This window comes from Nocardia pseudovaccinii (genome assembly GCF_050942345.1).
Lineage (GTDB): Bacteria > Actinomycetota > Actinomycetes > Mycobacteriales > Mycobacteriaceae > Nocardia > Nocardia pseudovaccinii.
Window position 1 is genome coordinate 91,627 of record NZ_CP192074.1, and the last position, 20,814, is coordinate 112,440.

Annotated in this window: 23 protein-coding genes; 8 read left to right on the forward strand and 15 right to left on the reverse strand. The window is 66.3% G+C overall.

Annotated elements, in window-relative coordinates; genetic code table 11:
• Positions 1–4 precede the first annotated feature (4 nt).
• The 3 genes from ACQPZ2_RS00425 to ACQPZ2_RS00435 form a co-directional block, all read right to left on the reverse strand.
• Entirely contained in the window at positions 5–721 is a 717-nt protein-coding gene (locus ACQPZ2_RS00425; protein WP_433523776.1) for a TMEM165/GDT1 family protein, read from the reverse strand.
• A 494-nt stretch (positions 722–1,215) separates the two neighbouring features.
• Positions 1,216–1,743: a hypothetical protein gene (locus ACQPZ2_RS00430; protein WP_062981370.1), complete on the reverse strand. Its 528-nt coding sequence runs from the start codon at positions 1,741–1,743 to the stop codon at positions 1,216–1,218.
• 171 nt (positions 1,744–1,914) lie between these two features.
• The gene (locus ACQPZ2_RS00435; RefSeq protein WP_063044086.1) at positions 1,915–2,538 is read right to left on the reverse strand and encodes a superoxide dismutase; all 624 of its coding nucleotides are present in this window, start codon (positions 2,536–2,538) and stop codon (positions 1,915–1,917) included.
• A 285-nt stretch (positions 2,539–2,823) separates the two neighbouring features.
• Between ACQPZ2_RS00435 and msrA the strand changes: the two genes are divergently transcribed.
• Positions 2,824–3,531, forward strand: coding sequence for a peptide-methionine (S)-S-oxide reductase MsrA (gene msrA / locus ACQPZ2_RS00440; protein ID WP_433523777.1), 708 nt, complete (start codon positions 2,824–2,826; stop codon positions 3,529–3,531).
• Between the two features lie 49 nt (positions 3,532–3,580).
• On the opposite strand, the gene ACQPZ2_RS00445 is transcribed toward msrA, so the two are convergent.
• A complete protein-coding gene (locus ACQPZ2_RS00445; RefSeq protein ID WP_433523778.1) occupies positions 3,581–4,192 on the reverse strand; it encodes a hypothetical protein in 612 nt (203 codons plus the stop codon).
• Between the two features lie 527 nt (positions 4,193–4,719).
• On the opposite strand from ACQPZ2_RS00445, the gene ACQPZ2_RS00450 reads away from it, so the two are divergent.
• The 4 genes from ACQPZ2_RS00450 (at position 4,720) to ACQPZ2_RS00465 (ending at position 7,981) form a co-directional block, all read left to right on the forward strand.
• The gene (locus tag ACQPZ2_RS00450) at positions 4,720–5,091 is read left to right on the forward strand and encodes a rhodanese-like domain-containing protein (protein ID WP_433523779.1); all 372 of its coding nucleotides are present in this window, start codon (positions 4,720–4,722) and stop codon (positions 5,089–5,091) included.
• A 94-nt stretch (positions 5,092–5,185) separates the two neighbouring features.
• Complete coding sequence (locus ACQPZ2_RS00455; protein WP_433523780.1) at positions 5,186–6,214, forward strand: DUF4328 domain-containing protein; 1,029 nt, start codon at positions 5,186–5,188, stop codon at positions 6,212–6,214.
• Complete coding sequence (locus ACQPZ2_RS00460; RefSeq protein WP_387287210.1) at positions 6,211–6,978, forward strand: glycerophosphodiester phosphodiesterase; 768 nt, start codon at positions 6,211–6,213, stop codon at positions 6,976–6,978. The genes ACQPZ2_RS00455 and ACQPZ2_RS00460 overlap by 4 nt, the downstream gene beginning before the upstream one ends.
• Positions 6,979–7,057: 79 nt before the next feature.
• Positions 7,058–7,981, forward strand: a complete 924-nt coding sequence (locus ACQPZ2_RS00465; protein ID WP_433523781.1) for a DUF5926 family protein — start codon at positions 7,058–7,060, stop codon at positions 7,979–7,981.
• A gap of 249 nt (positions 7,982–8,230) precedes the next feature.
• Here the strand turns inward: ACQPZ2_RS00465 and ACQPZ2_RS00470 are convergent, their stop codons facing one another.
• The 5 genes from ACQPZ2_RS00470 to ACQPZ2_RS00490 all read right to left on the reverse strand — a co-directional run bounded on the left by ACQPZ2_RS00470 (position 8,231) and on the right by ACQPZ2_RS00490 (position 12,504).
• On the reverse strand, positions 8,231–8,779 hold the full coding sequence (locus ACQPZ2_RS00470) for a ferritin (RefSeq protein WP_063044080.1): 549 nt from the start codon (positions 8,777–8,779) through the stop codon (positions 8,231–8,233).
• 71 nt (positions 8,780–8,850) lie between these two features.
• Positions 8,851–9,399, reverse strand: coding sequence for a ferritin (locus ACQPZ2_RS00475; protein ID WP_433523782.1), 549 nt, complete (start codon positions 9,397–9,399; stop codon positions 8,851–8,853).
• Positions 9,400–9,409: 10 nt separating this feature from the next.
• Entirely contained in the window at positions 9,410–10,798 is a 1,389-nt protein-coding gene (locus ACQPZ2_RS00480) for an LCP family protein (RefSeq protein ID WP_433523783.1), read from the reverse strand.
• 109 nt (positions 10,799–10,907) lie between these two features.
• Positions 10,908–11,696, reverse strand: coding sequence for a CPBP family intramembrane glutamic endopeptidase (locus tag ACQPZ2_RS00485; protein ID WP_433523784.1), 789 nt, complete (start codon positions 11,694–11,696; stop codon positions 10,908–10,910).
• A 46-nt stretch (positions 11,697–11,742) separates the two neighbouring features.
• Entirely contained in the window at positions 11,743–12,504 is a 762-nt protein-coding gene (locus ACQPZ2_RS00490; RefSeq protein ID WP_433523785.1) for a DUF2470 domain-containing protein, read from the reverse strand.
• A 400-nt stretch (positions 12,505–12,904) separates the two neighbouring features.
• Here ACQPZ2_RS00490 and ACQPZ2_RS00495 point away from each other — a divergent pair, with 400 nt between their 5' ends.
• The 3 genes from ACQPZ2_RS00495 to ACQPZ2_RS00505 are packed head-to-tail and all read left to right on the forward strand — an operon-like array spanning position 12,905 to position 14,929.
• Complete coding sequence (locus ACQPZ2_RS00495; protein WP_433523786.1) at positions 12,905–13,345, forward strand: hypothetical protein; 441 nt, start codon at positions 12,905–12,907, stop codon at positions 13,343–13,345.
• Positions 13,346–13,355: 10 nt separating this feature from the next.
• Positions 13,356–14,270: a prephenate dehydratase gene (pheA, locus tag ACQPZ2_RS00500; RefSeq protein WP_433523787.1), complete on the forward strand. Its 915-nt coding sequence runs from the start codon at positions 13,356–13,358 to the stop codon at positions 14,268–14,270.
• Positions 14,267–14,929: a histidine phosphatase family protein gene (locus tag ACQPZ2_RS00505; RefSeq protein ID WP_063044071.1), complete on the forward strand. Its 663-nt coding sequence runs from the start codon at positions 14,267–14,269 to the stop codon at positions 14,927–14,929. Before pheA ends, ACQPZ2_RS00505 begins: the two co-directional genes overlap by 4 nt.
• A 32-nt stretch (positions 14,930–14,961) precedes the next feature.
• Here the strand turns inward: ACQPZ2_RS00505 and ACQPZ2_RS00510 are convergent, their stop codons facing one another.
• The 6 genes from ACQPZ2_RS00510 to ACQPZ2_RS00535 all read right to left on the reverse strand — a co-directional run bounded on the left by ACQPZ2_RS00510 (position 14,962) and on the right by ACQPZ2_RS00535 (position 20,739).
• Positions 14,962–15,792 carry an ESX secretion-associated protein EspG gene (locus ACQPZ2_RS00510; RefSeq protein WP_433523788.1) on the reverse strand — a complete coding sequence of 277 codons (831 nt, stop codon included), beginning with the start codon at positions 15,790–15,792 and terminating at the stop codon, positions 14,962–14,964.
• The gene (locus ACQPZ2_RS00515) at positions 15,789–16,937 is read right to left on the reverse strand and encodes a PPE family protein (protein WP_433523789.1); all 1,149 of its coding nucleotides are present in this window, start codon (positions 16,935–16,937) and stop codon (positions 15,789–15,791) included. The genes ACQPZ2_RS00510 and ACQPZ2_RS00515 overlap by 4 nt, the downstream gene beginning before the upstream one ends.
• A gap of 50 nt (positions 16,938–16,987) precedes the next feature.
• A complete protein-coding gene (locus ACQPZ2_RS00520; protein WP_433523790.1) occupies positions 16,988–17,299 on the reverse strand; it encodes a PE family protein in 312 nt (103 codons plus the stop codon).
• 169 nt (positions 17,300–17,468) lie between these two features.
• On the reverse strand, positions 17,469–17,819 hold the full coding sequence (locus ACQPZ2_RS00525; RefSeq protein WP_063044067.1) for a metallopeptidase family protein: 351 nt from the start codon (positions 17,817–17,819) through the stop codon (positions 17,469–17,471).
• Positions 17,819–18,958 carry a septum formation family protein gene (locus tag ACQPZ2_RS00530; RefSeq protein WP_433523791.1) on the reverse strand — a complete coding sequence of 380 codons (1,140 nt, stop codon included), beginning with the start codon at positions 18,956–18,958 and terminating at the stop codon, positions 17,819–17,821. The genes ACQPZ2_RS00525 and ACQPZ2_RS00530 overlap by 1 nt, the downstream gene beginning before the upstream one ends.
• A gap of 89 nt (positions 18,959–19,047) precedes the next feature.
• Positions 19,048–20,739, reverse strand: a complete 1,692-nt coding sequence (locus tag ACQPZ2_RS00535; RefSeq protein ID WP_433523792.1) for an aldehyde dehydrogenase family protein — start codon at positions 20,737–20,739, stop codon at positions 19,048–19,050.
• Positions 20,740–20,814: the final 75 nt, after the last annotated feature.

Consider the following 20,814-nt stretch of genomic DNA (forward strand, 5'->3'; position numbering starts at 1 on the left):
GCGGTCAGCGCATCTCTTCGGCGGGCTCGGCTATCGCGACGGGTTCCGAATTGCCTCGGGCCGACCGCGATCGCAACAGCAGGGCAATGCCTGCGATGGCCGGGGCGAGGGTGGCGAGTGCGCCGCCGGTGAGTATGCCGAGGCCGGGGAGGGCGGCGGAGAGCAGGCTCGCGGTGCCGAAATAGAGGAACAGCAGGCCGGAGCAGATGCCGATGACATGTTCCGGGAGATGTTTGCCGACCAGGATGCCCGCGGCGATGGCGAGGGCATCGGCGGCGACCATGCCGATGGTGGAACCGATCCAGACGCCGATCCAGCTGTTGTCGGTGGCCAGGGCCGCGGTGGCGAACATGGTCCGGTCGCCGAGTTCGGCGAGCAGGAAGGCCGAGAGGACCACGAAGAAAGGCGCGGTCGTCGAACGCGGCGGCTCGGGTTCGGCCTCGGCATCATCGCTGCCGAAATGTTCGCGCAACGTCCACAGGCCGACGGCCAGGAAGGTAAGTGCGGCGACCAGCGCGATGGCCCTGGTGGGCATCGCGGCACCGACGAAATAACCGACACCGACCGAGATCAGATGCACCGCGGCACTCGCGGTCGCAATGCCGCCGAGCACCACCCACCAGCGGTAGCGCAGCGCGAACGTCAACGCCATCAGCTGGGACTTGTCACCCAACTCGGCGAGAAAGACGATTCCGACGCTGAGCAATATCGTCGCGATCATGTGGTCTGCACTCCCGGGCTCCGGCCTGTCGGCCGGGAGATCGGGTTACGCCTCCGGCCGACAACGAAATGGTTGTCTCGGCCGAAGGTCTCGCCCACCGTATCTACGCCGGTTCACGCGGCCGGGTCCGCGCCCTCGTGGGGCGGCGGACCAGTATGTCGACAGCGCGATTGCGGGCTACTCCCCTTCGCTGTCATCGACTGTACCCCCGCAGCCATACTCACGCCAAGCCGTTGTAATCGAAATCGCAATGCGCACAATAAGTTTGGTGATCCAACTGTCGAGTTTCGGGTTCCCTGACTGATCCGGCAGCACATGCTTATCCAGAAGTGAGCTAGCCCTTGGCAATCAGCGCACACCGTTCGCGACCTACGGGTTTGCCCGGCACCGGACAGACCTACCCCGAAGATGCCGTCCGATTACAGCGACTCGCTCGGCGCAGCCGGATCACCTCGCACAAGGTGCGAGGTGGGCACGGCCAGGCGAAGAGTGGTTCAGGCGGCCAAGAGCATGGCCAGGACCGCGGTATCGGGATCGCTGATCGGATCCAGTCCGACCCGACTCACCAAAGAGGTGACGGTGCCGTCGGATTCGGCCTCCGCCCATGCTGCCCGATGCTCCAACCCCAGATGCGGTACGCCGGGCAGGAGCACGCAACCCGATGCCACGCCGACGCATTCCGGCAGCGACGGCCGGGTCTCCGAGGGTGGATGCAACATCAACAGCGCCGGCGGCACATGATCGGCGAACCGGCCGGGTTCCAGCGCCTGGTCACCGAGCACCGGTCCCTCGGCGAGGACCAGCCCGACGGTGCCAGGCTCCGGATCATCCGGTAGCTCCTCGCGCACACCGAAGACAGTCGAGGTGGTCAGCAGGCCCGGATACGACGCGACCCGCACGGCGAGCACGAGGACCTGCGCCCATTCCTTGGTGGTGTCGGGCCAACGTCCGGAGATGACGAACCCCCGCAGTGATCCGCGGGCCTGGAACGGCGTGATGCCGATGGGTCCGTTCGTATGCATGATGCCTCCCGTGATCGAACCGGGGGCGGCTTTGCCCGTCCTCGAACTGTGGATTCTCGAGGATGCGCCAAAACTCAGTTGGCACACAAGTACCAAAGAGTGCTAATCGGACACGGTGAACGCAACGAGCCCGCGAACCGGTCGGTTCGCGGGCTCGCGGGCGGGAAAAGCTCAGCCGAAGATGAGGCCCTTGGCTTGGCCGACGGCGCGCGCGAAACGCTCCTGCACGTCCTCCCAGTTGACGACGTTCCAGAACGCGGTCACGTAGTCCGCCTTGACGTTCTTGTACTGCAGGTAGAAGGCGTGCTCCCACATGTCGACCTGCAGCAGCGGGATGATGCCCAGCGGCACGTTGGCCTGCTGGTCGTAGAGCTGGAAGGTCAGCAGCTTCTGGCCGAGGGTGTCATAGCCGAGCACCGCCCAGCCGGAGCCCTGCAGGCCGTTGGCAGCGGCGGTGAACTGCGCGCGGAACTTGTCGAACGAACCGAACTGGTCGTCGATCGCTGCGGCCAGCTCGCCGGTCGGCTTGTCACCACCGTTGGGGGAGAGGTTCTTCCACCAGATCGAGTGGTTGACGTGGCCGCCCAGGTGGAATGCCAGGTTCTTTTCGTTCAGGAAGATCGCGCCGTGGTCGCCCGCCTCGCGTGCGGCCTCGAGCTTTTCCAGCGCGGTGTTGACGCCGGCGACATAGGCAGCATGGTGCTTGGAATGATGAATCTCGTTGATCTGCCCGGAGATATGGGGCTCCAGGGCGCTGTAGTCGTAATCCAGATCTGGCAACGTGTACTCAGCCACGATGTCCCTTCCTAATGTCGGGCCGGGTGCGCCCGCCGTCTCGAACGCACTCAACCATCATTCGTACACCCGCTCGCTTGCAACCGCGCTCCTTGCCCCCACATTCCGCCGGGGCAACCTGCGCAGCGCGCTGGACAACTGACGGTACGACTGATTTCGTGAATACATGGGTAACTCGCCGGGTACTTCCAAAACTCGGCTGGGCACCCCACGCAGGACCTGAGACCAGGCCGTGCGGCACTCGACTCGTATGGCCTGAATACGCGGAGAGGCGGATGAGCAACCATGTCCTGGTACGACGAACTAGTCGGACGGATCCGTCTTCCCGAGCCGGCGATGGTGACGCCGGAGCAAGCGCTGCCCGGTCGTCCCGACCCGATACCGGTCCCGGACACCCACTATGTGACCGGTCGGCCGATCCATCCGCCGTTTCCGGAAGGCTTGCAGGTCGCGGTGGTGGCCATGGGTTGTTTCTGGGGTGCGGAACAGGAGTTCTGGCAACTCGACGGTGTTTTCACGACCGCGGTCGGGTACGTCGGGGGCTATACCCGGAACCCGACCTATGAAGAGGTGTGCAGTGGGCGCACCGGCCATGCCGAGGCGGTGCTGATCGTCTTCGATCCGGACGTCATCGACTACACCGGTGTGCTGCGCCAGTTCTGGGAGAATCATGATCCGACCCAGGGCATGCGGCAGGGCAACGATCGCGGCACCCAGTACCGCTCGGCGCTCTTCACCGTCGACGCGGCGCAGGCGCGGCTCGCGCACAGCACCGCGCAGACCTTCGGTGCGCGGCTTGCCGCCGCGGGCTACGGCGAGATCACCACGGAGATCACCGAACTGCCCGGACAGGGCGGCACGGATCCGCTGCGGGCGCTGCCCGAGTTCTTCTACGCCGAGAGCTACCACCAGCAGTATCTGGCCAAGAATCCCGGCGGCTACTGCCCCGTGCACGCCACCGGCGTCAGCTGTCCGGCCGGACTGGGTGCCTGAAACAGAACCGCACACCCGATGGCCGGGTGTGCGGTTCGAGGTGCACTGACTACAGCTGCGGCACGATTCCGGCGCGCAGGGTCCGCGGATCGCCCGCGTCATGCGCTTTCCACCAGCGCACCCCGCCCGCGATGAATTCCTTCAGCGGGATTTCGGCGCCATCGGCATCGTGAATCGTCATGTCGTCGAACCAGACCCGCACGTCGAGTTCGCGCGGGTCGATGCCCTCCTCCTGGGAGAACTCGATGACGTGCGTGGTGGTGTGGGAGTCGATCCGGGTGTCGAAGCTGAGCAGTTCACTCCAGTGCACCCAGCCACTTTCGTCCACGTCGATGAATTCCCAGCCGTGCAGCCGACCGCCGCCGAAGCTCCGGATGGCCGCGTCCAGTTTGTCCAGCTGTAGCGGCAGCACCCTGGCCGCCACGTCGTCCCATTCCTGAATGCGCAGTGAGGCCGCGACTCGACCGACACCGGTGAATGTCAACTTCACGCGATAATCCTCGGGCGCGGGGCCCTCGGCCGGAAGCGTCAGAACTTCCAGGTCGAGGCTCAGTTGTGCGTTCGCTGTATCGACCTCCACGCCTAGGCATGTGGCCTCGGAGAGTGCTGTGTTGAGTGCTGTTGTTTCCATTCCGTCGAGTAGCCCCCTGCTCACGTTCATGCATCCAGGCTACCGACAGCACCTGCGGGAACCCGGTATTTCAGTTATTCGCTGGTGTTCTGGTTTTTTGGGGAACCGATCTGCGACCGGCGGCGTCCAAGTAGATATCGGGACCTGCACAGCCTCAGATCCCGACGCAGCGGCGAATGACCGCTCCGGGATGGCAAGGAGGGGAGTCTCGGATCGGTCGTTCGTACCGCGACCTGCTGCAGCAATCTCTTGGGATCGCCCGTTCGATCCGGGATCCAGCGCATCGGCCCTTGTAGATCGACGTTCGCTCGACAGTTGAGGCCTGTGATCGGTGTGCTGTGTGATAGCTGCACCTGTGGATCAAGTTGTGGATTATGTGGATAACTTTGATCGAGATATGCACAAGCGGCCCCGGAGCGGGGCATCGGACATGATCCAGAAGCACAGAACATACCCGAGGTAACGTGCCGATGTCGAGGCCGTGAAGTGCCTGTTGGTCACCGGCATAGCGGGGCCGGAACTCCCCCGTGGTGCGCCACCCATGGCAGGATCGAAGCGTGACGAGCCCCGAAGTGTCGTCGGTGCCGGTGGAAGCCGTACCGGACGAATTCGACAAGACCGAGCGTGTCGCGGCGGACGCCCCGGCGGCGATTCTGCTCGACGTGCGCGAGGACGACGAATGGCAGCTCGGACATGCGCCGGGGGCGATCCACATTCCGATGGCCGACGTGCCCGCCCGCGTCGACGAGCTGGACTACGACGCCCAGCTGTATGTGATCTGCCGCCAGGGCGGCCGCTCCATCGAGGTGGTCAAGTACCTGGCGCACATCGGATACGACGCGGTCGATGTCAGCGGTGGCATGGTGGCATGGCAGCGAGTGGGTCGACCATTGGTTGCGGACGGCGATCACCAGGCGAAGATCTACTGAGGCTAGAGAGAGGGGCACGCGGCATGAACGTCAGGCCCGGAGGCGGCAGCCCGCGTAACCACGGAGGGCCCGGGCATGCCGCAAGGGAGACACCGTGAGTACGGTGGTACAACCTTGTGCGCGTTGCGGCGCGCGCTGGGCCGTGCAGACGACGCCGATGCACTGGTGCCCGCGCTGCCGTGGCGTGCTGTTGTCACCGGCGCCCATCGACGCCCCCGCCGAGCGGCGAAACTACCGCTGGGTGGCCCGCCGCCCAGATCAGCGCACCCGCAAGCTGAGCTCCGGTCGGCTGCGGCCGTCAGTGGAAACGCCGCGCTACCAGCAGATTCCGCGCTGGGGCCTACTGGATCCGCCGGTCGAGTCCGCGCCTGCGCCCCAACGGCCGCTGGACCGGCTGACCAATAGGGCCGGTGCGCTACTCATCGCGACCGCGGCGGTTTTCGCGATCGCCGCCTGCGCCGAACTCGGGCGCTATCTGATCCTGCTGCGCAACCGCACCCGGCTGATTCCGTCGTGGTTGCTGTACATCTCCGATGCCATGGTGTGGCTTTCGGCATTGGTCGGCCTCGCGCTCGGGTTGATCACCGCGATCGCGATGCTCGGCTGGTTGATCGAAACGCGTCGGGCCGCCTTCGCCGCGGTCGGCCGCCGGGACCCGCGCTTGGCCCGGACGCTCGCACTCGGCTGTCTGATACCGGTGGTGAATCTGTTGTGGCCCGGTGTATATCTCACCGAGACGGTCGCCGTGCGTCCGAATCCGCGCACGCTGCGGGCCGTGCGCATCTGGTGGGTGGGCTGGGTGCTCGGCGCGGGCTGCACGGTGGCGGCACTGCTGTGGCGGACCGCGGATACCCTGCAGGCCAAAGCGGACGGTGTGCTGTTCACCGCGTTCACCGATCTGGTCGCGGCCGGGGTCGCGGTGCTGACCCTCTGGGTGCAGCGGTCGATGACCGGCCGGGATCTGTTCGGCCGCACCAGGATTGCGCGCCGGTGGGTGATCGCCGTCGATCCGGCGGTGCCCGTCATCGAACCGGTGCAGCCCGGTGGCGCCGCGGCGAAACAGCCCGTCGCGCTCGAAACAAGTACACCGCACCGTGAGCACGAGGAGGTTTTGGCCAAGTGAGCCAGGGCAGTCGCGCACCGTTCGTCGTCGCGCACCGGGGATCATCGGCTGCGCTGCCGGAACATACGCTCGCCGCGTATGAGCTAGCGCTGCAAGAGGGCGCCGATGGCGTGGAGTGCGATGTCCGGCTGACCAGGGACGGACATCTGGTCTGTGTGCACGACCGCACCGTCGACCGGACCTCGTCGGGCACCGGACTGGTCAGCGAAATGACCCTGGACGAACTCGAGGGACTCGACTTCGGGGCCGACGGCGCACCCGCGTCGGTACTCACCCTCAGCCAACTGATCGAGTTGGTATTGGATTGGCGCAGTAGGCCGACCAAGCTGTTCATCGAGACCAAGCATCCGGTGCGCTACGGCGCGCTGGTGGAGAACAAGCTGCTCGCCGAACTCCAGCGCTTCGGCATCGCCACGCCCGCCTCCGCCGACCACTCCCGCGCGGTCGTCATGTCCTTCGCCGCCACCGCGGTGTGGCGGATCCGTCGTTCCGCACCGCTGCTGCCGACTGTGCTGCTCGGTGAATCATCGCGCTACCTGGGCGGCAGCGCCGCGACCACGGTCGGCGCGACCGCCGTCGGTCCCTCGGTGAAAACCCTGCGCGAGCATCCGGACCTCGTCGACAAAGCCGCCGCCGCGGGCCGTGCCACCTACTGCTGGACGGTGGACGATCCCGACGATGTGCGCCTGTGCGCCGACCTGGGGGTCAGCTGGGTGGCCACCAACCACCCGGCCCGTACGAAGGCCCTGCTGGCCGCGGCCTGATCTACCCGCCCGAACAGCTGCAAATCAGACCGAGCGGCGCGCGGCACATCCCGCGTTCGACCCTGTAGTTTGACCTGCCGTGGGTAAAAGTAAGCGGAATAGTCCGAAGCCCGGAGGGAACCGGGCCCAGCGTCTCGCCGAGCGGCGGGCGGCTCTGGAACTGCAGGCAGCGCAGTCCGGTGCGCGTCCGTTCGAAGGGCTGGCCGCGGAGTGCGATCTGGTCGCGCTGCGCGAATTCGTGCCGTCGGCGACCGCGACGTTGCCGCTGTCGTCCGATATCGCCGCGGAGCGTTCCGTCGTGCTGGCCACGGTATTGCCGGGCGCGGTCGCCGGATTGGTGCGGGCGGGCGAGCCGCCGACCGGATACGTCGCCACGCAGGTGCAATTCCAGGGTGTGGATCCGGCTGCCGATATCGCGGCGGCGATCCTGTGGACACAGTCCGCCGAACCCGGTGAATCGCTGACCGCGGCCGAGAGTGCCGAGGGCGGACCGCGATTGGCCGATGTGATCGATGCGGACGCACAGCTGGAACTGACCGTGCACCAGGACTTCGACTGGTGGGTACCCGAGGGCGTGCAGCCCGATCCGCAGGTCGCCGCGACCATCGAACAGGCCAAGCAGGCGATAATGCCGTCCGCGCGACTGGATCTCGGCCCCGATGCGATCGGCGCGGGCTGGTGGGTCGATGCCGGTGATAAGGCGCATCTGCGCTGGGTGCGCCCGGAGAACGAGGACGATCTGATGCTGGCGCTCGCGCGGCTGCATGCTTCGGGCGGACTGCATCTCGGCGACGGCTCCCGTTTCGCGGGCTCGTTCCGCACGCACGGCCTGCTGGTGCCGGTGTTCGACCTGGATCCGGAACTGCATGCCAGCGAGTGGACCAAACCGGCGATCGAATTCGGGGAACGCCTGGCGGCGGCGCTGGCCGACGACACAGCGCTCTCGGCGGACGAGCGCCGTTCCCGGGATGGGCTGCGGTCGCGTCAGGTCACCCTGCGGTGATTTCAAAAAAATCACGGAGAATTTTGTGAAACACCCTCCTTTCTAATCAACCCTCGGTTAGGTTCTCTGCATCACCGAAAGCTGGTGGTGGTGAGCGAAGTCTCACCGAAAGATGAGGAAAGTAGGACCATCATGGAAGCCATTCTGGCGCTGCTCAAGACGCTGCTCAGCTCCTTGAGCGCTGCATAAAGTCGAAAGGCCCGGCTCGTCGCGACGAGCCGGGCCTGATTCCGCTACAGGAATCGTGAATCAGATGCTGCCGCCCGCAGTGGACGGAGCGCCGGAAGCATCGCTCGGACCACTCATTTCACGAGCGACGAAATCCTCCAGGTCGAACAGGTTCGACCCGGCGCGATCGGCGATGGTGAGCAGGGTCGTCATATTCGCGACCTCCTCCACCTGCTCCTTCAGGAACCACTGCATGAACTGTTCACCCAGGTAATCGCCCTCTTCGCGGGCGGTGCTCGCCAATTGGATGATCTGCTCGGTGACGTTCTTTTCCTGCGCGAGGGCCAGCGCGATCGGTTCACGTGCATTCTCGAAATGCGATTTCGCGGCATCGATGCCGGAAAGCTCGACGCTGATATCCCGATCCAGGAAGTACTGCACGATCATCATCGCGTGATTGCGCTCTTCGACCGCCTGCGCATAGAAACGCTTGGCCAGCTGCGGCAGATCCGCATTGTCGAACCATACCGCGATCGCGATGTATTGATGCTCGGCATTGAATTCGTGCCGGATCTGATCGTGGAGCAGGCCGTGAAATTTGCTGCGTGGGGACTCCGGATGGCTGGACATAGTTGTGACATTAGCGCTGGTCATGCCGCGTGTCATCCAAGTGCAACCTTATTGAGGCTAGTATTGCCTAATTAATTCTTGGCCGCACCGGCCATTCTCGGGGCGGAAATATCTGCGCGCGGCGTGGTACGCAGTTCGCGCGCGATGAAGTCCTCGACATCGAACAGATCGCCCGCGGCACGGTCGATGACGGTCAGCAGGGTGGTCATCCCGGCGACATCCTCCACTTGCTCCTTGAGGAACCACTGGATGAATTGCTCGCCGAGGTAGTCGCCGGAGGTCCGCGCGGTCCTGGCCAATTCGGTGATCTGCGCATTGCGGGCGCGCTCGGATTCCAGCAGGAAAACGACGGCGCCGCGCGGTGATTCGAACGTGGATCGCACGTCGTCGAGGCCGCCTACCTGCACTTGTAGATTACGGTCCAGCAGGTACTGCACCATGCGCAGGGCGTGCGAGCGGTGCTCGGCGGATTTGCCGTAGCTGTGTCTCGCCAACTGCGGCAGGCGATTCGAATCGAAGTAGACCGCCGCCGCCAGATACTGCTGTGAGGCGGTGAAGCCACGACGGATCTGGTCGCGCAGCAGGTCCGGGAACGGCTCGTCGGCATCGGTATCGGGCATAGGCCCGACGCTACCTCGTCAGCAGATCGTCCGGGATCGGTTGGTCCTTCGCGAGGTCGTCGAAGAATTGACCCGCACGTTGCTTATCCCACAGCAATACATTTCCGCTATCGGTATCGGTGAAGCCGCCGATCGGTACGGTGGTCGCCACGGTATCGCCGCGCATCGCCCAGCCGAGCTGGCCGAGATTCCAGATGTGATCGCCCTTATCGACCTTCAACGATTTCGCGGTGTCGCTGGCCAGCGGCCACAGCGTGAACGGATTGGCCAGCGTGCCCGCGCTGGTCGCCTTCTTCAGCAGGGCGGCCATGAAAAGACGCTGGTTGTTCATCCGGTCGATATCCGCGAGGGCGGTCGCCCGGCTGCGAACGAAACCCAATGCCTGCGGACCGTCCAGGGTTTGGCAGCCTGCAGCCAGATTGATGCCTGCGAGCGGATCGTCGATGGCCTTGGGCACACAGACATCGATGCCGCCGAGGGTATCGACGATGCCGGCGAAGCCGCCGAATCCGATCTGCGCGTAGTGATCGATGTGCACGCCGGTCGCGGTTTCGACGGTCTGCACCAGCAGCGGCGCGCCGCCGAAGGCGAAGGCGGCGTTGAGTTTGTCCTTACCGTGGCCCGGAATGCTCACATATGAGTCGCGTGGCAGGCTGACCAGCGTGGTCGCACCCGATTTCGGAATGTGCACCAGCATGATCGTGTCGGTGCGCTCGGGTCCGACCTCACCGCCGGTGGCGAGTTCCTGTTCCTGATCGGCCGTGAGTCCGGCCCGGCCGTCGGAGCCGACGAGCAGCCAGTTCGTTCCCGGAGTATCGCCGACGCGGTCGGAGTAGTTGGCGAGCGCATCGATCCGGCTGAGCGAACCGTCGAGCTTGATGACGGCGCCGACCATCGCGAGGACCAGAACCACCAACAGCACGAGGAACCAGCGGAAAAGGTGCCGTTTGCGGCGACGGCGCGGTGGGCGGGGTTCGCGGTCGCGGCGCGACGGTGGCAGTGATGGCGGCGGCGGGGGGCCCTCGCGGCGCGGGCGCAGGTGCTGCGGGTCCTGGTAGGGAACCGGCTGCTGGGGTGGCGCATAGCCGGGGACGCCGCGAGGCTGGGGTTCGTGATACGGCTGCGGCTGCTGCGCCGGCGCATGGGGTGGCCGGGAATTGCGCGGCGGCATTCGTGTTTCGGGCGGTACCTGCGAATATGCCAATGGCGGTGCGTAATTCGACCCGTCGCGGCGGATGACCTTGGTGGGGTCGATGTGCCTCGGGTCCGGACCGGGTCCTCGACGACCGGGCGGATGGGGGTCGCGCCGCTGCGGCGGCATGGATGGCGCACCGGGATTTCCGAAGGGTTGCGGCTCCCGGCGCGTCCGGTCGTAGCGCTGGGGGTCGTAGCCGTTCATCACACAGACTCTACTGTTCGAGGGCCGTCGGGGGGCTTGACGAGCGGCCGGAAGGTGGTGCGCTCCAGTGAGCGCTCGTCGATAAATTCGTTGCGGGGACCGGCGGGTGTTACGGCAACCAGGAAACGTGACCGCGTAGCAATGTATAGCCGATATAGGCGACCGCATCGATCGTCGCGTGCGCAAGCACCAGCGGCCACAGCCGGTTGGTGCGCTGCCAGAATCGGCCGAAGATCACACCCATGACCAGATTGCCGAGCCCGCCGCCCAAGCCCTGATACAGGTGATAGCTCCCGCGCAGCAGTGCCGAAGCGAGCAGTGACCGGTTCTCCGACCAGCCGAGCCTGCGCAGCCGGGTGATGAGATAGGCCACAACCAGGATTTCCTCGGCCGCCGCATTCGCACAGGCGGATACGATGAGTGCGGGCAACCGCCACCAGTGGTCACCGAGCGAACTCGGCACGATCGTCACGCTGAACCCCAGTGCATGCGCGGCCAAGTAGAGCCCGAGCCCGGGCAGTCCGATGACCGCCGCGAGGATCAGCCCCGGCAGCACATCGGAACGCCAACGGACCCTGGCCAATCCGATCATCCGCGGCCCTATTCCACTGCGCCACAACAGATACAGACCCAGCGCACCCCACCCGGCCAGCCGCAACGCACTGAGCAGTTGGAAGAGCAGGTCGATGGTCGATTGCGCCGCCCTTGTCGGATTCAGCGCGACGGTCTGCCCGCCCACCCCGCCCGGCGACAGCGCGCTCTCGAGCAACGACAGCGCCGCGTTCAACCCACTCAGCCCGAACGTCACCACCAGCACGACCAGGATCTCGAGCCGAATCCCCAGCCGCTCCCGATCGGTCAGCTCGGGCTCGTCCCCGGCACCGGTCTCAGCACGCATGCGTCCGAATCTATTGCCCGCGCCGCTCCGACGGGCGCTGGGCGCGTCAGATGCGGCGGAGGCCGTTCAGGAAGGGGCAGCCTGCGAGGGTGCGGACGGCGCGGCCGAGGGATTCGATGTCGTCGGCGGGGGCGTTGAACGGGAGGCGGAAGTCGTGGTCGCCGTCGTGGCCTTCGATGCGCAGGGTCACGCCGTAGCGGTCGATGGCCAGTGGGTGCACCGCACCGGTCTGCAGGCGCGGCGGGAGGTGGCGGGCGAGTTGGGCGATGATGTCGGCGTGGTCGGCATCCATATGCTGCAGCCAGGCGGATTCCAGTGCGCAGAACGGATCCGGTTGCGCCAGTCGGAGTTCGTCGACGCAGACGGATTCGGCACCGGTCGAGTCGGCCACCACCGCGGAGTTGATCACCACGCGCAACAGGGTCGCGCCGTGGCCGACATCGAGCAGGTCGGGATGCGGATGATCCTTGGCGACCTCGGTGGCCAGCGCACGCAGCGCCTGCGTCGGCACCGCCCGCACCCACCCGCGCAGCCACACCAGCGCCCGCACCGGCTCCCGCAGCGGCAGCGGCGCATGATCGGTCAGCTCCAGCACCGCCGGTGCACCGCTCTCACCCGAATTCCCGGCCAATACCGCGGCCATGGACGCGGTCGGCACCGCGATCACCGCATCCCCGCACTGCCGCACGTGATGTACCGAAATCGGCGTCGGATCAATACCCGGCATCGCCAGCACCGCCTGCTCCGCATGGGCGCACGCACTCCGAACCCGCTCAGCGGTCGACGGTGCAACAGTCGGCTTCAGCATGCAGACCTCCATACGAGTCACGCGGTGCAATTAGGTTACCCTAAGCTAAGTCACGCCCTCGCTTTCCGCAACCGTTCCCGCACCCGAATCCGACAATCCCCCGCCCGTGAGCCCCGACTTGCGGCAGCACCGGCGGCGCCCGGCCCAACCCTTGCCGCCATCCTTCGCGAGCAGGCAGGCTGCGCGTGTCGAACGCGTAGCGGGCGGGGGTGGCACGGAGGTCAGTGCGGGCCATCGGGCGACCCGCCGTGAGCGGGTGGATGCGTATCGAGTGGCCGTCCGCCGTGAGCGGGTGGATGCGTATCGAGTGGCTGACCGCCATGAGCGGGCGGGGATCGGGCAGGTGGCACCGCGAGCCCAGGCGAGTGGGGCGGTGAGTGCGCGTGGTTACGGTGGACGTATGGCGGATGGAGTGCAGGCAGCGCATGGGGTGGCGGGGCAGCCGGTGTTGCTTTCGTTGGCGGCGCCGTCGGCGGCGCGGCGGAGTTTGGATGAGGGGCTGGTGCGGGCGGTGGGGACCGGGGCGGCCGGCGTTCGGGTTCTCGACGCGGACGTGAGCGATGCGGAGGTCGCCGGTTTCCTGGTCGAGGTCGCGCACTCGGATGGCGGGTTCATTGCCCGCACGTCCGATGGGCAGCGGGCGCTGGCTATTGTCGCGGGAACGGTTGCGGCGTTGTGCGGTGAGGATATTCGGGCGGCGTTGGCTCGGCCCGATATCGCCTTTCTGACCTCGCTGAAGCCGCCTGCGGTCGAGGCCGCGCGCAGCGTGTTGCTGGCGATCGAATCCGATGCGCCCGACGATCTAGCTGGAACTCTGAGCATCCTCCGCGCACGCAAGTAATGTCGTAACCGTGCCGCGAATCGCGTACTTCGGGCCGTCCGGAACCTTTACCGAGATGGCCCTCGCCAAGCTCGAGTCCTCGCAAGCCTTCGACGGACCGGTCGAGCGGATTGCCGCGCCCAGCCAAGGTTCGGCGCTAGACCTGATCCGGTCCGGTGATGTCGAGGGTGCCGTCGTGCCGATCGAGAGTTCGGTCGAGGGCTCCATTTCGTCGACCCTGGATTCACTGGCCATCGGTCTGCGGCTGCAGATCATCGCCGAAACCGAGCTCGAGGTGAGCTTTGCGATCCTGGCCAGGCCGGGGACGGAGCTGGCGGATGTTCGCGCCCTGGCCGCCTATCCGGTCGCCGCCGCCCAGGTGCGGCTGTGGATATCGCGCACGCTGCCGAATGTCGAGATGTACACCTCGGCCTCGAATGCGGCTGCCGCCGAGGATGTCGCGGCCGGTCGTGCCGACGCCGCAGTCTCCACCGCGCTGGCCGGAGAACGCCTCGGCCTGACGGCCCTGGCGTCGGGTGTCGCCGACCACGAGCAGGCGATCACCCGCTTCGTGCTGGTGACCCGTCCTCGAGTCGCGCCGCCCGCAACCGGTGCGGACCGCACCTCGATCGTGCTCGAGCTGCCCAACAAACCGGGGTCGCTCATGCGCGCGTTCGCCGAATTCGCCACCCGCGGCATCGATCTCACCAGAATCGAATCTCGCCCCACGCGAACAGGTATGGGCACCTATCGCTTCTACCTCGACTGCGTCGGGCATATCGACGACACCGCGGTCGCCGAGGCACTCAAGGCATTGCACCGCACCGCGCGGATCCGTTTCCTCGGTTCCTGGCCCGCGACCTCGGCGACCGGAACCCCACCGCCCTCGGATGAACCGGCCGCCGAGTGGCTGACCCAATTGCGTAAGGGGGTGGCCGACCTATGACCGGCAGACTGATCCTCGTTCGCCACGGCGAGACCGAAGGCAACGTAGCCAAAATCCTGGACACCCGCATCCCCGGCCTACCGCTCACCGAACGTGGTGCGGCCCAAGCGAAAACATTCGGCTCGAGTCTGTTGAGGCCGCCGAAGGCGCTGTTCTGCTCGGCCGCGCTGCGCGCCCGCCAGACCGCCGGGTACATCGAGGCGGCAACCGGCGTGCCGGTCGAGGTGCTCGATGACATCCACGAAGTTCAGGTCGGCGAAATGGAAGGCCTGAACACCGAGGAGGCCCACGCGTACTTCCAGCGGATCTACCGCGCCTGGCACGAAGGCGATCTCGCCGAACGCGTCCCCGGCGGTGAATCCGGATACGACGTCCTGGCCCGCTTCCTACCGGTCGTCGAGGACCTGCGCACCAAATACCTGACCGATGGCAGCGACGGCGACATCCTGGTGGTCAGCCACGGTGCCGCCATGCGCTTGGTCTCCCGGAACCTCAGTGGTGTGGCGCCGCCGTTCACCACCAACAACCACCTCGACAACACCGAAACCATCGAACTCGTCCCCCGCCCCGTTGGCGGCTGGGAATGCATCCGCTGGGGCCGCTTCACGCCACCCTTCGCCTACGAAGTGGCCCCGACCGCCGACGACCCTATGGGCTGAATCCCTTTGGGGCACAATGCCCCGCTCAGCCCTCAGGCCAACGTCGGACTTCTCGGAAACTCTTCCCGCTCCGGCAAGGAATGGATCAGATCCTCCACGGCGGCGCGCAGGCGGGCGGGCGTACCGCCGGCCAGTGACGACCACTTGGTGCCGTCGTCGGCGACGCTCGCCGTCGAGATGAATCGCCCGTTGCGGGTGTTGAATACGGCGATGTGCTTGTCGACGATGTCGCGGGTGCCATCTCCGTACAGCACGGCGCTGATCTGCGCATGCGAATGGATTTCGACCACGGCCGAGGCGAGGGTTTGCGCGTCCTGCGCCGGATTGCCGACCTTTGCCAGTCGTTCGGCGGTGGCAGTGGCATCGCCGAGGTCCTCGAAGATCGTGGCAAGCTCCTCGGTCGGTGCGTTCATGCCGTAGAGCTCGAGTGGCGGGGCCGTGCCGAGCGCCGCTAGCACGGTGCCGGCCAGGTCGATTCCCACTTCATCGATCACATACGAGTCCTGCCCGCGAAGGGCGACGACGGAAAGGTCGTCGCTCTTCGCCAGACAGAAACGACTCACGTACCCGTCGACGATCAGCCGCATGGTGACAATCCAGTGCGGCCGGTTCAGCACCCGCAGCCGGTCCTCCAAGTCGGGCTGAACCATGTTGTCGACCAGCAGATCCCGTTGTTCGAGCGACTCGGCCGCGCTGGCCATTGCCGCTTGATGTGCGGGCACACTGTCGAATCGGCCGTATGCGTTCAGCACAACCGGAAGGTCATCGAGATCCAGTTTCTCGCGGAGAAACTGGATCTCGTCGGGCGACAGCACAACCGCCTCGAGGGCGGACGGCCCACCGCTGGTACCGAGGACGGTCACCCAACCGTCCCGGTGTTGGCGCCGATCACCCCGTCGGCGGCGAAGCGGCCGTCGGTGAAGTGATCGGACCGCAGGTCGACCTTGCTGTCGTGCTCGGACTCGTTGTCCTCGTCGCCATGAGCCTGGTTCCCCAGCAGTGGGTTACCCGCGCCGCTGTTGCTCGACCGGGCTGGTGCGGCTTCGACAGATGCGACCGTCTCGGGTGCCGCTGTCGCGGTGTTGCCGCCGATCACGCTGCCCGTACCCCAGCCTTCCGGCAGTTTGAGCTGGGTGCCGCCCGCACCGGCCGAGACTCCGGAGAACGAGACCGCACGGGTCGCGGCCGCACCGCCCGCCGCGGCCATCGCGCCACCCATCGCCATCGGGGCCATGGTGGTCATCGGTGTGCTCGCTGCGGCGGTGACCGCATTGGTCGCCACACTGCCGACCGTCGAAACACCGGTGCTGACCACCGAACCGACTGCCTGCGCGGCCTGCGTGGCGGCACCGGCCACACCCGGGTTGGATACGAACGCCTGCACGGCGGCGACCGCTGTCGAGATCGGGTCGGTGGGCGCTCCGAACGCGGCATCGGCGTTTCCGCTCGGCTCGGCCTGACCCGCGCCCGCAGCGATGGGCGGCGGCATCATGAAGTCGGCGGGTGTGGCCAACATCGCCGAGGTCGCCGCCTCATAGGTCTCCATTACCAGCGCCGCGCGCAGATCCATGGCGTTCCTGGCGATCTCGGCGGCCTCATAGGCGCCGGTGACGGCTCCAGCCGGGTTCGTCGAAGCGACCAACGCGGCATTGACTGCCGCGATTTCGGGCGGGCTCGGCATCGCGAGCGCGGCAACGCCGTAAGCGATGACGTTCGCCGCCGCCTTACCGCCCATCGCCGCGGCCTGCACGCCCTGCTGCTCGGACCAGCCGAGGAACCCGGTCAGCTTGCCGAGCGCGGCGATACCGTTGATGCCCTGCATGCCGACGCCGAGCTCGGCCATGACGCGGGCAACGGTGGTCGTCGCGTCGACCCAGGCGGCGGTGAGTGCGCCCCACGCGGTAGCGGCGGCCGAAATCGGGATCGCGTGTGCGCCCGCGTGAAGGGTGGCCGAGTTGACTTCGGATGGCCGGGTGATCCACAGGACCCCGGTGACTCCTGCAACCATGCTTTAACTCCCCTGAATGTCTGAATGGTGGTTGAGGATAGGCGTGCGGACTAGACCTGAATAGCGTTGACTCCGGCGGCGCGCACGACGTCGCCGGCGATGTGCTGAGCCAGCTGCATGCGCAGTGTCTGGGCAGCATGGTGCAGTTCGAGAATGCCCTGGGCGACGGAGTGATCGTGGGTCACCGCGCCCTGGTTGAAGTGGCTGGCGGATACGACCGACACCTCTTCGGCGCCGGACGGAATCACGTGTGTCGCGGGTGCGGTGATCATGGACGCCGCGGAAAGCCGCTCGGCGACCAGATCGAGTTCGGCCGCGGCGGCGAGAATGGCCTCGGGCGAGATCAGTACATGTCCAACCATGACTCGACTCCTTCTAGTGGCTGTGGGGCGGAACCACGAGAATTCCCCCTTCGAGTGATAGGACGCGACAGCAACGCGATCGGTTCCATCGAATCCCCAAGTTTCTTCCGGTCATCCGTGCTGGTTTCGCGCTCGTACAGCCGAGCCCGAAGATGCAGCTTGGATAAGACTAGCCCCATCCCAGCTCATGCAACCGGTCTTCGTCAATGCCGAAATAGTGTGCAATCTCATGGATCACAGTGATCGCGACCTCCTCGACGACCTCGCGCTCATCGCCGCAGACGTCGAGAATCGCCTCGCGATAGATGGTTACGGTGTCGGGCAGTGAGCCGCCGTAGTGACTGTCGCGTTCGGTCAACGCGATTCCGTGATACAGCCCGAGCAGATGTGGATCCTCCGGATTGCGCGGTTCGATCAGCACGACCACATTGTCGATGGCGCTGGCCAATTCCGGCGGAATGAGATCGAGCGCATCGCCGACCAGCTCCTCGAACCGGTCCGCGGACATGGTCACCGCCATCAGCGCGGTTGCGGCTGTGGTGGGAGCGGTGCGGCGCCGGGCAGCGGGGCGGGGGTGGAGCGTCCGGAATTCGGCGGCGGCACCGGGGCCTGGCCGTTGATCAGGATCTCGCCCTTCGCCGATCCGGTGATCGGTGCGAAACCCTCACGGTCGGTGCCCTTTCCGATCATGCAGTCCAATTTGCGGCTGCCCGCCAGCCAGCTGCGCGCGTCGAGGTAGTCGAAGAACAGCGTCAGCGTCTTATTGCGCACCGCGTCGGGTGAGCCGAGGTAGTCGTTGGCCGCCCTGGCGCACTCGTCCTCCATGAACTTGTCCTGGTCGTCCTTGGCGGGCGGGCCGCCGGAAAAGTGCTGGCCGAGGTCGACGGTGGACACGATCTCGACGGCATGCGCCTGCGCGCAGTCCACCGGATCGGTGGGCAGGTTCTGATTGATACCCAGGCAGGTCCCGGGCTCGAAGACCTTCGACTGATCGTGCTCGGTAGCGGCGCCGGTGGTCGGCAGCGGAGTGCCGGTGCTACCGGAGAATTGGAGTCCGCAACGCAGTATTCGATCGCCGTGCTTCCACCCGTCCGGGCTCGGGTACATCAGGCCGACGACATAGCGGCCGCGTGGATCGAACTTGCCGTTCAAGTACTGGTCGACGGCCGGGGTGCAGTGCTCTTCCTTGAGTTCGGTCAGTCGCAGCGAATCCGGAAAGCGTGAGCCGGGACCGAATTCCACGCCGGGATATTTGGCCATATCGACATCGGCCGCGACCTCGAACAGATGCTTGTTGGAGCAGGCGACCTTCACCAGATCACCGCGGTCCTGTTTGCTCCAGCTGAGGCAATCGCCCCTGGCCGCGGTGCCGAACTCCTTGTCCAAGGCGGTCTGGCCGGGTGAACCCGGATTGTGTGCCTCCAGACCCTTGTCGTTGTCGTAGCCGGTGATGAACAGACCGACCAGCGAGATGATGACGGCGCCGGCCGCCGCGGCGAGCAATACCCAACGCAGCTTCGGCGCGGACAGATGCAGCTTGCCGTCGGCGACGGCGTCGCGGTCGATGATCACCGACTGCGGGAACGATTCCGCGCGCGACGACTCGCCCGAGGGCGGCTCGGATTCGTGCGGCTCCATGGTCACATCATCAGCAGACATCGCGACCCATCATGTCAGCGTCTGATCGCTGGTGCCACGACCTGGACGAATCGATTCGAAGCGCCCCGGTCGTACCTATGCGCGGTGCGTCATCCGCGGAACGCGGACAGGAACAAACCGGGCAACCGCGCAGGATTGGCGGTCGCGTAGAACTCGGTCAGCTTGCGTCCCGTCGCGGCCGCGGTCGCATTGTCGACGAACCACGGCGGTTTCGGCGACAGCGCCAGTTCGCCGCGCAGCAGCGACCGCGGCGACGGCCGGAACGGTCCGCTCACCACCGTGCGCTCCACATCGTCGAGCAGGAAGGCGTTGTGCACCACGCCGATTCCGCTCTGCACGTCGTCCAGGGTGTGGCCGGGATATGCGCCCCAGGACGCGCGCGGGGCCAGGAAGGCCAGTGCGGTCCAGGCGTTCACCGCGATGGCGCCGTAGCGCAGCCGCTCGACGGCCCGGTCGAAGGCGATGCCGAGCCGTTTGATGGTGCTCGGGTGCGCGATCACGTTGACACCGAGCGTCCCGATCACCTCGTCGTTCGCGAAATCGACCGCGCGCTGCAGGAATTCACCGCCGGTATGCGGCAGTTCGACCACGCCGAGCACCGGCGAGAAGTATTCGGTGCGCAGCAGCGGCGTTTCGGTCGTCGGCAGATCTTCTACGAGCACGCGTTCGCGATCCGGCCCGAGCCGCTCGGCGTCCGGATAGGAATCCAGTGCGGCGGCGACCCGATCGTCGCTGCCCGGGTAGTAGGCCCGCCGCTGTGGCGCGCGCTCGATCGCGTCCCGAAGCTCGGCGAGGAACCGGTCCTTCTGCGGCCACTCCGCACTCACCACCACCGCCTGGGTGGCGACGCAGTTGTAACCGCCGTTGTGCAGTCGCTGGGTCGCGACGTGCTCGGCCTGGAAGCGCAGGTCGGCATCCTCCCATTCGCCGGGCACCACGATGGTCGGCGAGACGCCGCCGAGTTCGCTGGTGATCGGCTTGTCCAGCAGCGGCCGGCCCGCGGCCTTGCCGTCCGGCCCCCAGACGATCGCGTCGTGGGTTCGCATACTGCCGGTCATGTGCACATGCGCGACGTCGCCGTGGTGCACCAGGTGCCCGCCCGCCTCCGCCCCTCCGGTCAGTATCCGCAGTACGCCGAGCTCGATCAGCGGCGCGAAGACCATCTCGTACACCGTGAACAACGGGTCGGTGATCGGATTCAGCTTGAGTGCCACCACCCGGTTGTGGGCGTAGAGCTCGTACAGCACGTCCAGTGGGGGAATGGAGGTGATATTGCCCGCGCCGAGGACCGCTCCGACGCCGCCGGTCGCGGTGGGATCGAGCTGGGCGAGTCCGGCGCGTCGGCGGGCGGTATCGGCGTCGACGCCGGGACGCAGCCACACTTCGCCGTGAAAGCCGCTGAGCAGCAACCGGTCGTAGAAGTCGAGCGGCAGGATCGGCACCGCGACCCGCTGGCCAGGTGCCTCGGCCAACGTGACCCCGTCGAGCGGACTGCGCCCTTCCTCCAACGCCGAGAGCGTGGCCGACAGCGCGGCGGTGGCCTGCAGCAGCGTCATCGGACCCGACATCCACTCCTCACCGACCAGTGGCGAGTCCGGATCCAGGCCCTTGATGGTGCGCGCGGCCCGCACCCATTCGTGGGAGAAGCGCCCGGTACGGGCGTGGATATCGTCGAGAAGTTCGCGGCGGCGCCGCAGCGGGGTGTGTGCCCACGTTTTCTCACCCGCGACCAGATCGGCCACTGCGTTATCAATAGCGGTTTCGTCGAAAGTTGTGCCCACAAGCCAACTATGCGCGCGTTCATCGCGGCACGGTCCGCATCCTGGGATATCGGCGTGAAACAGCAATATCGCGAC